This window comes from Pseudomonas oplopanacis (assembly GCF_057128725.1).
In genome coordinates this window covers 301,039-313,828 of sequence record NZ_JBSKHV010000005.1, presented here as the reverse complement: position 1 = coordinate 313,828, position 12,790 = coordinate 301,039, and the positions used below count along the sequence as shown (strand labels likewise).

Genomic DNA, 12,790 nt, shown 5'->3' with positions numbered 1-12,790 from the left:
CTGGGCTGCGAAGCAGCCCCAAAGTCTCTGATACACCAATGATCTTGTGAGTGCTGCGCACTCAAACGGGGGCAAGCCCCCTCGCCACAGACCGCTCCCACAGGAGGTTTGTGTTCGTCGACCCGCTACATCCACCCGTACTCCGCCATGGACAACGGCTCGCCATCCCCGATGATGAAATGATCAAGCACCCGCACGTCAATCAGATCCAGCGCCTCCTGCAGGCGCTTGGTCAACTGACGATCGGCTTGACTGGGATTGGAATTGCCCGACGGATGGTTGTGACACAGAATCAACGCCGCGGCGTTGTGGGCCAACGCGCGCTTAACCACTTGCCTCGGGTAGACACTGGTGCTGTCGATGGAGCCGCGAAACAGCACCTCAAAGGTCAGCACTTGATGCTTGGAATCCAGAAACAGACAGCCAAATACCTCATGAGGCTCGTGGCGCAGCATCGATTTCAGGTAATCCCGAACGGCCTGCGGGTTCTCCAGCGCTGACTTTTGACGTGCGCGCTCGGCCAAATGCCGCCGGCCCATCTCCTGTGCCGCTTGCAACTGAGCGAATTTCGCTGGCCCGAGCCCCAATTGCCTGCTGAAGGCGACCTGATCGGCCTCAAGCAATGAGCGCAGGCTGCCAAACTGATTCAGCAGGTGTCGCGCCAGGTCCACCGCGCTTTTACCTGAAACGCCAGTGCGTAAAAAAATCGCCAGCAGCTCTGCGTCCGAAAGACTCGCCGAGCCCAACTCCAACAACCTCTCCCGCGGCCGCTCCGCCGCCGGCCAATCACGAATACTCATAGCACCTTCCCTGTATGTGGGCGCCGCTGTTCCATAGCGGTCGCTGTGATATCGTAGCCCATCTTTTTTGCTGGCGATTTCATCCCTGGGGAGGGGGTCTCGCCATGCTGTCATCAACGAAATGAAAGGCAGACCTATGCAGCGGCTGTATCGGAAACGCATCGTTCTGGGCGTCGGCGGCGGCATTGCTGCCTACAAGAGCGCCGACCTGGTTCGCCGCCTGATCGACCAGGGCGCCGAAGTGCGCGTGGTCATGACCCGTGGCGGCAGCGAGTTCATCACCCCGCTGACCATGCAGGCCTTGTCCGGCCACCCGGTCCACCTCGACCTGCTGGACCCGGCGGCAGAAGCTGCCATGGGCCACATCGAGCTGGCCAAATGGGCTGACATGGTACTGATCGCCCCCGCCACTGCGGACCTGATCGCCCGCCTGGCCCAAGGCATTGCCGACGACCTGCTGACCACGTTGGTGCTGGCCACCGACGCCGTGGTTGCCGTTGCTCCGGCGATGAACCAGGCGATGTGGCGCGATCCGGCAACCCAGGCCAACCTGCAAACCCTCGAAAGCCGCGACATCAAAGCCTTCGGCCCGGCCTCCGGCAGCCAGGCCTGTGGCGACGTCGGCTTGGGCCGCATGCTCGAAGCCGTCGAACTCGCCCAGTGCGCGGCGGATTGCTTCCAGCGCAAAGCGTTGACCGGCAAACACGTGCTGATCACCGCCGGCCCGACCCAGGAAAACATCGACCCGGTGCGCTACATCACCAACCACAGCTCGGGGAAAATGGGCTTCGCCCTGGCCGAAGCCGCAGTGGAAGCCGGCGCCCGCGTGACCCTGATCACCGGCCCGGTGCACCTGCCTACGCCGGATCGCGTCACGCGCATCGACGTGGTCAGTGCCCGCGACATGCTCGCCGCCTGCGAAGCCGCGATCCCTTGCGACTTGTTTATCGCCTCGGCAGCGGTCGCGGACTACCGCCCGGAAGTCGTCGCCCCACAGAAACTCAAGAAAGACCCTACGAACGGCGACGGCTTGTTGCTACAGATGGTGCGTAACCCGGACATCCTGGCCACCATCGCCACGCGCCCCGACCGTCCGTTCAGTGTCGGTTTCGCTGCCGAAACCGAACACCTGCTCGACTACGCTGCGCGCAAGTTGAAAGACAAGAATCTCGATTTGATCGTCGCCAACGACGTCGCCAACCCGAGCATTGGCTTCAACAGCGAAGAAAACGCCTGCAGCGTGATCGACCGTGAGCTTCACGCCACACTTTTCGCCCAGACCAGCAAGAGCAAGATTGCTCGCCAGCTGATCACTTTTATCGCCGAACGTCTGAACCAGGTTTAATTTACATGCACGCTTTGCAAGCCAAGATCCTCGACCCTCGCATCGGTACCGAATTCCCGCTGCCGCAATACGCCACCCCAGGCTCCGCCGGCCTCGACCTGCGCGCCATGCTGGAAAAAGACATCGTGATCAAGCCGGGTGAAACCGTGCTGATCCCGACCGGCCTGTCGGTCTACATCGGCGACCCGGGCCTGGCTGCACTGATTCTGCCGCGCTCCGGCCTGGGCCATAAGCACGGCATCGTGCTGGGTAACCTGGTCGGTTTGATCGACTCCGATTACCAGGGTCCGTTGATGGTGTCCTGCTGGAACCGTGGCCAGACCGAATTCACGATGGTTGTTGGCGAACGCCTGGCACAACTGGTGCTGGTGCCAGTGGTTCAAGCGCATTTCGAAATGGTTGAAGAGTTCGTCGAAACCCAGCGCGGCACGGGCGGTTTCGGACATTCCGGTAGCCATTGATCCGATAGAGAACCCTGTGGCGAGCGAGCTTGCTCGCCCCCACAGGTTTCGCACTGAATTACAAAGTTCATCTGGAAGGTTTACCGCCGAAAATCAAGGTATTGGCCGCCCCAGGTTCCGCTAATCCCGGTGGCATGGCCTTTTCGCACCACGAACTCTCCGTGGAAAACGCCGTCATACCCTTCAGTTTGAGCCGGCCGATGCATTTGTCGCAGGCAGGTACAGCCACTTTCGAGATGGAGCATTCCCACAGATGAACACCCCCGCCCAAGTCGCCCCCAAGTTTCCCGACAGCATTTTCCGTGCGTACGACATTCGCGGCACCGTCCCGGAGTTCTTGAACGCTGAAACCGCTTACTGGCTCGGTCGCGCCATCGGTGCCCAGAGCCTGGCCCAGGACGAACCGAACGTTTCGGTGGGTCGCGACGGCCGCCTGTCCGGCCCGGAACTGGTCGAACAATTGATCAAAGGCCTGGCCGATGCCGGTTGCCACGTCAGCGACGTTGGCCTGGTGCCGACGCCGGCGCTGTACTACGCCGCCAACGTATTGGCCGGTAAATCGGGCGTGATGCTCACCGGCAGCCACAACCCGTCGAATTACAACGGCTTCAAGATCGTCATCGCCGGCGACACCTTGGCCAACGAACAGATCCAGGCCCTGCACGACCGCCTCAAGACCCACAACCTGAGCAGCGGCCAAGGCAGCGTGACCAAGGTCGAGATCCTCGACCGCTACAACTCCGAAATCGTCCAGGACATCAAACTGGCCCGTCGCCTGAAAGTCGTGGTCGACTGCGGCAATGGCGCGGCCGGCGTGATCGCCCCACAGCTGATCGAAGCGCTGAACTGCGAAGTCATTCCGCTGTTCTGCGACGTCGACGGCAACTTCCCGAACCATCACCCGGACCCGGGCAAGCCTGAAAACCTTGTCGACCTGATCGCCAAGGTCAAGGAAACCAACGCCGACCTCGGCTTGGCCTTCGACGGCGACGGCGACCGCGTTGGCGTCGTGACCAACACCGGCAGCATCGTCTACCCCGACCGCCTGCTGATGCTGTTCGCCCGCGATGTGCTGGCGCGCAACCCGGATGCGGAGATCATCTTCGACGTCAAATGCACCCGCCGCCTGGTCCCGCTGATCAAGGAATATGGCGGTCGGCCGCTAATGTGGAAGACCGGTCACTCGTTGATCAAAAAGAAAATGAAACAATCCGGCGCACTGTTGGCCGGCGAAATGAGCGGGCACATCTTCTTCAAGGAGCGCTGGTTCGGTTTCGACGACGGCATTTACAGCGCCGCGCGGCTGCTGGAGATCCTCAGCAAGGAAGAATCCACCGCGGAAGAGTTGTTTGCGACCTTCCCGAACGATATTTCTACGCCGGAAATCAATATCCATGTGACCGAAGAGAGCAAATTCAGCATCATTGATGCACTGCACGATGCGACGTGGGGCGAAGGCGCTGACCTGACCACCATCGACGGCGTGCGAGTCGACTACGCCAAAGGCTGGGGCCTGGTGCGCGCCTCCAACACCACGCCGGTGCTGGTGCTGCGTTTCGAGGCCGACGATGAGGCTGAATTGCAGCGCATCAAGGACGTGTTCCACACCCAGCTGAAACGTGTTGCACCTGATCTCCAATTACCGTTTTGATTGAACGAAGCACCCGGAGCCCTGAATGACCCTCGAACGCGAAGCCGCCGCCAACACCGCCAAGGTCCTGTCCGAAGCGCTGCCTTACATTCGCCGCTACGTCGGCAAGACGCTGGTGATCAAATACGGCGGCAACGCGATGGAAAGCGAGGAGCTGAAAACCGGCTTCGCCCGCGACATCGTGCTGATGAAAGCCGTGGGCATCAACCCGGTTGTCGTTCACGGTGGCGGCCCGCAAATCGGCGACCTGCTCAAGCGTCTGTCGATCGAGAGCCACTTTGTCGATGGCATGCGCGTCACTGACGCCGCGACTATGGACGTGGTGGAGATGGTCCTCGGCGGCCAGGTCAACAAAGACATCGTCAACCTGATCAACCGTCACGGCGGCAGCGCCATCGGCCTGACCGGTAAAGACGCCGAGCTGATTCGTGCGAAGAAGCTCACCGTCACTCGCCAGACGCCGGAGATGACGACGCCGGAAATCATCGACATCGGCCACGTCGGCGAAGTGGTCGGCATCAACACTGACCTGCTGAACCTGTTGGTCAAAGGCGATTTCATTCCGGTGATCGCGCCCATCGGCGTCGGCGCCAACGGCGAGTCGTACAACATCAACGCCGACCTGGTGGCCGGTAAAGTGGCCGAAGCACTGAAAGCTGAAAAGCTGATGCTGCTGACCAACATCGCCGGCCTGATGGACAAGCAAGGCACGGTCCTGACTGGCCTGACTACCCAGCAGGTCGACGAGCTGATCGCTGATGGCACGATCTACGGCGGCATGCTGCCGAAGATCCGTTGCGCGCTGGAAGCGGTTCAGGGCGGCGTGGGCAGCTCGTTGATCATTGATGGCCGGGTACCGAATGCGATTCTGCTGGAAATCTTCACCGATACCGGTGTAGGTACCCTGATCAGCAATCGCAAGCGTCCTTAAGCAGCACACACAAAAAGACCCCGCTCAGTCTGGCTGAGCGGGGTCTTTTTTTGCCTGCGATCCCTGTCGCACACCACCTCGCCACAAAAGCTCGCTCCCACAAGGGGATTGGTGTTACACGCCGAATTGGGCGCGGTACGCTTCTACGGCGGGCAAATGCTGCTTGAGCTGCGGATCGTCGGCGAGGAATTCCAGCACCTGGTTCAGCGAAACGATGCTGATCACCGGAATCGCGAAATCACGCTCCACTTCCTGAATTGCCGACAACTCACCGTTGCCACGCTCCTGACGGTTCAGGGCGATCAGCACGCCCTTGGCCTTGGCGCCGTCCTGGGAAGCGATGATCTGCATCACTTCACGAATCGCGGTGCCGGCGGTGATCACGTCGTCGATGATCAGCACGTCGCCGGTCAGCGGTGCGCCGACCAGGCTGCCGCCTTCGCCGTGGGCCTTGGCTTCTTTGCGGTTGAAGCACCACGGCAGATCGCGCTCGTGGTGTTCAGCCAGGGCCACTGCCGTGGTCGCCGCCAACGGGATGCCTTTGTAGGCCGGGCCAAACAACACGTCGAACGAAATACCGCTCTCGACGATGGCTGCCGCGTAGAAACGCCCCAGCTGCGCAAGGGCCGAACCCGTGTTGAACAGGCCGGCGTTGAAGAAGTAAGGACTGGTGCGCCCGGACTTCAGGGTGAACTCACCGAAGCGCAAAACGCCGCGATCGATGGCAAAACGAATGAAATCGCGCTGATACGCTTGCATGAAAAAAACCCCAAATACCACGGATTTAGCTAATTAGGTTGACGCCGTGTATCATACACGCACGCGATTTTTGGGGCCATTTATGCGGATCATCAGTGTGAACGTCAATGGTATTCAGGCTGCAGTCGAGCGTGGTTTGCTCAGTTGGCTGCAAGCACAGAATGCCGACGTCATCTGCCTGCAGGACACCCGCGCCTCCGCCTTTGAACTGGACGATCCAGCCTTCCAACTGGATGGCTACTTCCTTTATGCCTGCGAAGCCGAAGTTCCTGCCCAGGGTGGCGTGGCTTTGTATTCGCGGTTGCAACCGAAGGCAGTCATCAGCGGTCTCGGCTTCGAGACGGCCGACCGCTACGGGCGTTACCTGCAAGCCGATTTCGACAAGGTCAGCATCGCGACCTTGCTGCTCCCTTCGGGGCAGAATGGCGATGAAGACTTGAACCAGAAGTTCAAGCTAATGGACGACTTCGCCCGTTATCTGGATAAACAGCGACGCAAACGTCGCGAGTACATTTACTGTGGCTCGCTGTACGTGGCGCAACAGAAGCTGGATATCAAGAACTGGCGCGACAGCCAGCAATCCCCGGGCTTCCTGGCACCTGAACGTGCCTGGATGGACGAGATTGTCGGCAACATGGGGTATGTAGATGCCCTGCGCGAAGTCAGCCGTGAAGGTGACCAGTACAGCTGGTGGCCGGATAACGAACAGGCTGAGATGCTCAATCTGGGCTGGCGTTTCGACTACCAGTTGCTGACCCCGGGCCTGCGCCGCTTTGTTCGCAGTGCGCGCCTGCCACGTCAGCCACGGTTCTCGCAGCATGCACCGCTGATCGTGGACTACGACTGGACGCTGACTATCTAAGCGTCGTTTCGCAGATGCAAAAAAGCCGACATCACTGTCGGCTTTTTTGTGGGTGACGATTTGTGTGGGGGCTTACTTGATCAACCGCCAGGTGAATGGGTAACGATAAGGGAACCCTTCGTTAGCCTTCACGCCAGCAATGATCGTCAGCACCAATGCGCCAATCGCCACCAGGCCAAACATGAAGAACCCGATAATCACCACCATCAGCAAGAAGCAGATGGTGGAGGCAATGGCGACGGTGATCTGAAAGTTCAGCGCTTCCTTGCCCTGTGCATCAACAAACGGGTCCATCTCGCGCTTCATCTGCCAGAGAATCAGCGGGCCGATCAGCGTGCCGAACGGAATCCAGATCCCCAGCAAGGCGGACAAGTGACAAAACATCGCCCACTGCCGAGCCTCTTTGCTCGGGATGGGAAGCAGCTCTTGCTCATCACTCATAACGTCCTCCTTGGTTGAAGCGGGTCCGATCAGTCGGCCAGTGCAGCTTTTTGCAGCTCGAAGATTTCGGTCATGCCTTTTTTCGCCAGTTCCAGCATGGCGTTCAGCTCTTCCGGCTGGAACGGTGCGCCTTCGGCAGTGCCCTGAACTTCGATGAAGCCGCCAGTGCTGGTCATCACTACGTTCAGGTCGGTCTCGGCAGCCGAGTCTTCCAGGTAGTCGAGGTCGAGCACAGGTTCGCCCTGGTACATGCCCACGGAAACGGCCGCGATCATTTGCTTCAACGGGTCGCCGCCTTTCAGGCCGCCGCGCTTCTTGATCACTTTCAAGGCATCGACCAGTGCAACCATGGCGCCGGTGATGGACGCGGTGCGGGTGCCGCCGTCAGCCTGGATTACGTCGCAGTCGACGTACAGAGTTACGTCGCCGAGCTTGGACATGTCCAGCGAAGCGCGCAGGGAACGACCGATCAGACGCTGGATTTCCAGGGTACGGCCGCCTTGCTTGCCACGGCTCGCTTCACGCTGGTTACGCTCGCCGGTGGCGCGCGGCAGCATGCCGTATTCGGCGGTCAACCAGCCCTGGCCCTGGCCTTTGAGGAAACGCGGCACGCCGTTTTCGACGCTGACGGTGCAGATGACTTTGGTGTCACCGAACTCGACCAGTACAGAACCCTCGGCGTGTTTGGTGTAGTTGCGGGTAATGCGGATCGAGCGGAGCTGATCGGCAGCGCGACCACTTGGACGTTTCATAGGGAATACCTGTACGGGGGACGGAAAACTGCGGAGCATTATAGAGCCGCTGGCCACGACTGGGCACTTCTAAAAAATCCGCCCGACGACCGAAGGCCCTGAACAGCGCTTTACCGACGGCCTGCAGCCCTTTTGTCACACCGTGTGTTTGGGCGCATCCGCCCCACTGCGCTACAATCCTGCGCCTTTGCTGCCTGTCGGCTTTAATTCACAGATATCGGGCCCGCGAAACCTTTGGTAACGCAAACCCGACTTGCGAGGTACCTCCATGGTGCACAGCATGACCGCCTTCGCCCGCGTAGAAAAAGCCGGCACCCAAGGCACCCTGAGCTGGGAACTGCGCTCGGTCAACAGCCGCTACCTGGAGCCGCACTTGCGCCTGCCGGAGTCCTTTCGGGATCTCGAAGGCGCGGTCCGCGAAGCCCTTCGCCAGGGCATCTCACGGGGCAAGCTTGAATGCACCCTGCGCTTTACCGAAGAAAACACCGACAAACCACTGCAAGTGGACCGCGAGCGCGCCGCGCAATTGGTCGCCGCCGCCGAGACGATTGCCAGCCTGATAAAGAACCCTGCGGCGCTCAACCCGCTGGAAGTGCTGGCCTGGCCCGGCGTACTGGTAGGCGACGCCACCGACCCGCAAGCCTTGAATGCCGAGGCGTTGGCGCTGTTCAACGAAGGCCTGAAAGAACTCAAGGCCGGCCGCGAGCGCGAAGGCGCGGAGCTGGCGCGATTGATCAACGATCGCCTGACCTCCATTGAGGAAGACGTCGTCACCCTGCGTGAACTGGTCCCGCAGATGCTCGCCACCCAGCGCCAGAAAGTCCTCGACCGCTTCACCGACATGAAGGCCGACCTCGACCCGCAGCGTCTGGAGCAGGAAATGGTCATGCTCGCGCAAAAGAGCGACGTCGCCGAAGAACTGGATCGCCTGAGCACTCATATCATCGAAGTTCGCCGGGTGCTCAAATCCGGCGGCGCTGCTGGTCGGCGCCTGGACTTCCTGATGCAGGAGCTCAACCGCGAAGCCAACACACTGGGCTCCAAAGCTTTCGACCCGCGCAGCACCCAGGCGGCGGTCAACCTCAAAGTGTTGATCGAGCAGATGCGTGAACAAGTGCAGAATATTGAGTAAGGCAAACCCGACATGACCCACAGCACCGGCACCCTGTACATCATTTCCGCCCCTTCGGGCGCGGGCAAGAGCAGCCTGGTCAAGGCCCTGACCGACGCTGATCAGGAGATCCGCGTCTCGGTCTCCCACACCACCCGCGCCATGCGCCCCGGTGAAGTGAATGGCGTGAACTATCACTTCGTCGACCGCAGCGACTTCGTGAAGATGATCGAGCACGGCGATTTCCTCGAGCGCGCCGAAGTATTCGGCAATCTCTACGGCACCTCGCAAAGCCACCTGCAACAGACGCTGGACGAAGGTCACGACCTGATTCTGGAAATTGACTGGCAGGGTGCCGAGCAAGTGCGCAAGTTGATGCCCCAGGCGCGTTCGATCTTCATTCTGCCGCCGTCCCTGGAAGCCTTGCACCAGCGCCTGAACAATCGCGGCCAGGACAGCAACGAGGTCATTGAAGGCCGGATGCGCGAAGCCGTCAGCGAAATGAGCCACTACGTCGACTACGATTACCTGATCATCAACGACGATTTCGCCCACGCGCTGCGCGATTTGCAGGCAATTTTCCGCGCTAATCAGCTGCATCAGAAGCGCCAGCAGCAGCGTAACGGAAAACTTTTGGCCGAATTGCTCAGCTAAACAGCACTTCCCAAAACCGCTGCAAGGGCTTTACATTGGCACTTGCAGCGCGTTGAAGGGCTTGGTCAAAAAATCAGCGCTTCCCTAAACGCTGGTGATTTTTTAAACTGTTCAGTCCGCTCGCCCACCCGGGCAGCGCGCATATTGCATTCGCTCCGAGGAATACCATGGCCCGCGTAACCGTTGAAGACTGCCTGAACCACGTGGAAAACCGTTTTGAACTGGTCATGCTGTCCACCAAGCGTGCCCGTCAACTGGCCACCGGCGGCAAAGAGCCCCTGGTTCAGTGGGAAAACGACAAGCCTACCGTTGTAGCCCTGCGCGAAATCGCGGAAGGCCTGATGAGCTACGAGTTCATCGCCAACGCTGAAATCGTCGAAGACGAACCGCTGTTCGCAGCGTTCGAGGACGAGTCCAACGAGGCCGTCTAAGCCTATGCCTGGTCGACGTAGCACGGCGCGGGGTCACAGCGAACGGCAGGAGTTATCATGCCGAGCATAGACGCCCTCGCCGATCGCTTATCGACCTACCTCGGCAAGGACCAGGTCAACCTGGTTCGCCGAGCGTACTTCTACGCCGAACAAGCTCACGACGGTCAACGCCGCCGTAGCGGTGAGGCGTACGTCACGCACCCTCTAGCCGTGGCGAATATTCTTGCCGACATGCACATGGACCATCAGAGCCTGATGGCTGCGATGCTGCATGACGTGATCGAAGACACCGGTATTGCCAAGGAAGCGCTGCAAGCGCAGTTCGGTGAAACCGTGGCCGAACTGGTCGACGGGGTCAGCAAACTGACCCAGATGAACTTCGAGACCAAAGCCGAAGCCCAGGCCGAAAACTTCCAGAAAATGGCCATGGCCATGGCGCGCGACATTCGCGTGATCCTGGTCAAGCTTGCCGACCGCCTGCACAACATGCGCACGCTGGAAGTCCTGTCCGGTGAAAAGCGCCGGCGGATCGCCAAGGAAACGCTGGAAATCTATGCGCCCATCGCCAACCGGCTGGGCATGCACGCCATCCGCATAGAATTCGAAGACCTCGGCTTCAAGGCCATGCACCCGATGCGTTCCGCGCGGATCAACCAGGCGGTCAAACGCGCCCGGGGCAACCGCAAGGAAATCGTCAACAAGATCGAAGAGTCCCTCAGCCACTGCCTGGCCGTCGACGGCATTCAAGGCGAGGTCAGCGGTCGCCAGAAACACCTCTACGGCATCTACAAGAAAATGCGCGGCAAGCGTCGGGCCTTCAACGAGATCATGGACGTTTATGCGTTCCGGATCATCGTCGACAAGGTCGACACCTGCTACCGCGTGCTGGGTGCCGTGCATAATTTGTACAAACCGTTGCCGGGGCGTTTCAAGGATTACATCGCGATCCCCAAGGCCAACGGCTATCAGTCGCTGCACACCACGTTGTTCGGCATGCACGGCGTTCCGATCGAGATCCAGATCCGCACCCGTGAAATGGAAGAGATGGCCAACAACGGCATCGCCGCCCATTGGCTGTACAAGTCCAGCGGCGACGAGCAGCCAAAAGGCACGCATGCCCGCGCCCGCCAGTGGGTCAAAGGCGTGCTGGAAATGCAGCAACGCGCCGGCAACTCGCTGGAATTCATCGAAAGCGTGAAGATCGACCTGTTCCCGGACGAGGTCTACGTGTTCACGCCCAAAGGCCGGATCATGGAGCTGCCCAAAGGCTCCACGGCGGTCGACTTCGCTTACGCGGTGCACACCGACGTCGGCAACAGTTGCATTGCCTGCCGGATCAATCGTCGTCTCGCACCGCTGTCCGAACCGCTGCAAAGCGGCTCCACGGTCGAGATCGTCAGCGCTCCCGGCGCGCGGCCGAACCCGGCGTGGCTCAACTTCGTGGTCACGGGCAAGGCGCGGACACACATCCGCCATGCGCTGAAACTGCAACGCCGCTCCGAATCCATCAGCTTGGGCGAACGCTTGCTGAACAAGGTACTGAACGGCTTCGACAGTTCGCTGGAAAAAATCCAGCCCGAACGCGTCACGGCGATGCTGGCCGAGTACCGCCTCGAACTGATCGAAGACCTGCTGGAAGACATCGGCCTGGGCAATCGCATGGCTTACGTGGTCGCCCGCCGCCTGCTTGGCGAAGGCGAACAGCTGCCAAGCCCGGAAGGCCCGCTGGCGATTCGCGGCACCGAAGGCCTGGTCCTCAGTTACGCCAAGTGCTGCACACCGATCCCGGGCGACCCGATTGTCGGTCACCTGTCCGCGGGCAAAGGCATGGTGGTGCACCTGGACAACTGCCGCAACATCAGCGAAATCCGCCACAACCCGGAAAAATGCATCCAGCTCTCGTGGGCCAAGGATGTCACCGGCGAATTCAACGTCGAGCTGCGCGTCGAGCTGGAACACCAGCGCGGCCTGATCGCCCTGCTGGCCAGCAGCGTCAACGCGGCCGACGGCAATATCGAAAAAATCAGCATGGACGAACGCGATGGTCGCATCAGCGTGGTCCAACTGGTGGTCAGCGTGCACGACCGTGTGCACCTGGCTCGCGTGATCAAGAAACTGCGTGCCTTGACCGGTGTGATTCGCATCACCCGCATGCGTGCGTAAAGCCCACTCTTACAAGGAGTCATTCATGACCAAGACTGTTATCACCAGCGACAAGGCCCCGGCCGCCATCGGTACTTACTCCCAGGCGATCAAGGCTGGCAACACTGTTTACATGTCGGGTCAGATTCCTCTGGACCCAAAAACCATGGAACTGGTTGAAGGCTTCGAAGCCCAGACCGTCCAGGTGTTCGAGAACCTCAAAGCCGTGGCCGAAGCTGCCGGTGGTTCGTTCAAAGACATCGTCAAACTGAACATCTTCCTCACCGACCTGAGCCACTTCGCCAAGGTCAACGAGATCATGGGCAAGTACTTTGACCAGCCTTACCCTGCCCGCGCCGCCATCGGCGTGGCTGCCCTGCCAAAGGGTTCGCAGGTTGAGATGGATGCCATTCTGGTCATCGAGTAAACGTGCGGCGCAGCCTTCCAAAG

Annotated in this window: 13 protein-coding genes and 1 pseudogene; 10 read left to right on the top strand and 4 right to left on the bottom strand. The window is 60.1% G+C overall.

Features of this window, described 5'->3' with window-relative positions:
* Positions 1–125: 125 nt before the first annotated feature.
* Entirely contained in the window at positions 126–800 is a 675-nt protein-coding gene (radC, locus tag ACWKV5_RS13740; protein WP_483841666.1) for a RadC family protein, read from the bottom strand.
* Between the two features lie 136 nt (positions 801–936).
* Here radC and coaBC point away from each other — a divergent pair, with 136 nt between their 5' ends.
* From coaBC to argB, 4 genes and pseudogenes are all read left to right on the top strand, one after another.
* A complete protein-coding gene (gene coaBC, locus ACWKV5_RS13735; RefSeq protein ID WP_027926355.1) occupies positions 937–2,145 on the top strand; it encodes a bifunctional phosphopantothenoylcysteine decarboxylase/phosphopantothenate--cysteine ligase CoaBC in 1,209 nt (402 codons plus the stop codon).
* A gap of 5 nt (positions 2,146–2,150) precedes the next feature.
* Entirely contained in the window at positions 2,151–2,606 is a 456-nt protein-coding gene (gene dut / locus ACWKV5_RS13730) for a dUTP diphosphatase (protein ID WP_027926354.1), read from the top strand.
* A gap of 274 nt (positions 2,607–2,880) precedes the next feature.
* A pseudogene (locus ACWKV5_RS13725) lies at positions 2,881–4,257 on the top strand (phosphomannomutase/phosphoglucomutase); the annotation flags it as partial.
* Between the two features lie 25 nt (positions 4,258–4,282).
* Positions 4,283–5,188 carry an acetylglutamate kinase gene (argB, locus tag ACWKV5_RS13720; RefSeq protein WP_123436382.1) on the top strand — a complete coding sequence of 302 codons (906 nt, stop codon included), beginning with the start codon at positions 4,283–4,285 and terminating at the stop codon, positions 5,186–5,188.
* 114 nt (positions 5,189–5,302) lie between these two features.
* On the opposite strand, the gene pyrE is transcribed toward argB, so the two are convergent.
* Positions 5,303–5,947, bottom strand: coding sequence for an orotate phosphoribosyltransferase (gene pyrE / locus ACWKV5_RS13715; RefSeq protein ID WP_483841665.1), 645 nt, complete (start codon positions 5,945–5,947; stop codon positions 5,303–5,305).
* A gap of 82 nt (positions 5,948–6,029) precedes the next feature.
* Between pyrE and ACWKV5_RS13710 the strand changes: the two genes are divergently transcribed.
* The gene (locus ACWKV5_RS13710) at positions 6,030–6,809 is read left to right on the top strand and encodes a catabolite repression control protein Crc (RefSeq protein ID WP_007934608.1); all 780 of its coding nucleotides are present in this window, start codon (positions 6,030–6,032) and stop codon (positions 6,807–6,809) included.
* Positions 6,810–6,881: 72 nt separating this feature from the next.
* On the opposite strand, the gene ACWKV5_RS13705 is transcribed toward ACWKV5_RS13710, so the two are convergent.
* Both ACWKV5_RS13705 and rph read right to left on the bottom strand, forming a co-directional pair.
* Positions 6,882–7,250, bottom strand: a complete 369-nt coding sequence (locus tag ACWKV5_RS13705; protein ID WP_310262492.1) for a DUF4870 domain-containing protein — start codon at positions 7,248–7,250, stop codon at positions 6,882–6,884.
* A gap of 29 nt (positions 7,251–7,279) precedes the next feature.
* A complete protein-coding gene (gene rph / locus ACWKV5_RS13700; RefSeq protein ID WP_010465211.1) occupies positions 7,280–8,002 on the bottom strand; it encodes a ribonuclease PH in 723 nt (240 codons plus the stop codon).
* Positions 8,003–8,270: 268 nt separating this feature from the next.
* Here rph and ACWKV5_RS13695 point away from each other — a divergent pair, with 268 nt between their 5' ends.
* The 5 genes from ACWKV5_RS13695 to ACWKV5_RS13675 all read left to right on the top strand — a co-directional run bounded on the left by ACWKV5_RS13695 (position 8,271) and on the right by ACWKV5_RS13675 (position 12,767).
* Complete coding sequence (locus ACWKV5_RS13695) at positions 8,271–9,134, top strand: YicC/YloC family endoribonuclease (RefSeq protein WP_483841664.1); 864 nt, start codon at positions 8,271–8,273, stop codon at positions 9,132–9,134.
* Positions 9,135–9,146: 12 nt separating this feature from the next.
* Positions 9,147–9,767 (top strand): guanylate kinase, encoded by a 621-nt coding sequence (gene gmk / locus ACWKV5_RS13690; protein WP_483841663.1) that lies wholly within the window; start codon positions 9,147–9,149, stop codon positions 9,765–9,767.
* 167 nt (positions 9,768–9,934) lie between these two features.
* Positions 9,935–10,198, top strand: a complete 264-nt coding sequence (gene rpoZ / locus ACWKV5_RS13685) for a DNA-directed RNA polymerase subunit omega (RefSeq protein WP_007894670.1) — start codon at positions 9,935–9,937, stop codon at positions 10,196–10,198.
* Positions 10,199–10,255: 57 nt separating this feature from the next.
* A complete protein-coding gene (gene spoT, locus ACWKV5_RS13680) occupies positions 10,256–12,361 on the top strand; it encodes a bifunctional GTP diphosphokinase/guanosine-3',5'-bis pyrophosphate 3'-pyrophosphohydrolase (protein WP_027926347.1) in 2,106 nt (701 codons plus the stop codon).
* Positions 12,362–12,386: 25 nt separating this feature from the next.
* On the top strand, positions 12,387–12,767 hold the full coding sequence (locus tag ACWKV5_RS13675; protein ID WP_003229509.1) for a RidA family protein: 381 nt from the start codon (positions 12,387–12,389) through the stop codon (positions 12,765–12,767).
* The last annotated feature ends 23 nt before the right edge of the window (positions 12,768–12,790 follow it).

Bases quoted from the DNA above. Each gene is read 5' to 3' on its own strand.
- radC (WP_483841666.1), bottom strand. From the start codon at position 800: ATGAGTATTCGTGATTGGCCGGCGGCGGAGCGGCCGCGGGAGAGGTTG.
- coaBC (WP_027926355.1), top strand. From the start codon at position 937: ATGCAGCGGCTGTATCGGAAACGCATCGTTCTGGGCGTCGGCGGCGGC.
- dut (WP_027926354.1), top strand. From the start codon at position 2,151: ATGCACGCTTTGCAAGCCAAGATCCTCGACCCTCGCATCGGTACCGAA.
- argB (WP_123436382.1), top strand. From the start codon at position 4,283: ATGACCCTCGAACGCGAAGCCGCCGCCAACACCGCCAAGGTCCTGTCC.
- pyrE (WP_483841665.1), bottom strand. From the start codon at position 5,947: ATGCAAGCGTATCAGCGCGATTTCATTCGTTTTGCCATCGATCGCGGC.
- ACWKV5_RS13710 (WP_007934608.1), top strand. From the start codon at position 6,030: ATGCGGATCATCAGTGTGAACGTCAATGGTATTCAGGCTGCAGTCGAG.
- ACWKV5_RS13705 (WP_310262492.1), bottom strand. From the start codon at position 7,250: ATGAGTGATGAGCAAGAGCTGCTTCCCATCCCGAGCAAAGAGGCTCGG.
- rph (WP_010465211.1), bottom strand. From the start codon at position 8,002: ATGAAACGTCCAAGTGGTCGCGCTGCCGATCAGCTCCGCTCGATCCGC.
- ACWKV5_RS13695 (WP_483841664.1), top strand. From the start codon at position 8,271: ATGGTGCACAGCATGACCGCCTTCGCCCGCGTAGAAAAAGCCGGCACC.
- gmk (WP_483841663.1), top strand. From the start codon at position 9,147: ATGACCCACAGCACCGGCACCCTGTACATCATTTCCGCCCCTTCGGGC.
- rpoZ (WP_007894670.1), top strand. From the start codon at position 9,935: ATGGCCCGCGTAACCGTTGAAGACTGCCTGAACCACGTGGAAAACCGT.
- spoT (WP_027926347.1), top strand. From the start codon at position 10,256: ATGCCGAGCATAGACGCCCTCGCCGATCGCTTATCGACCTACCTCGGC.
- ACWKV5_RS13675 (WP_003229509.1), top strand. From the start codon at position 12,387: ATGACCAAGACTGTTATCACCAGCGACAAGGCCCCGGCCGCCATCGGT.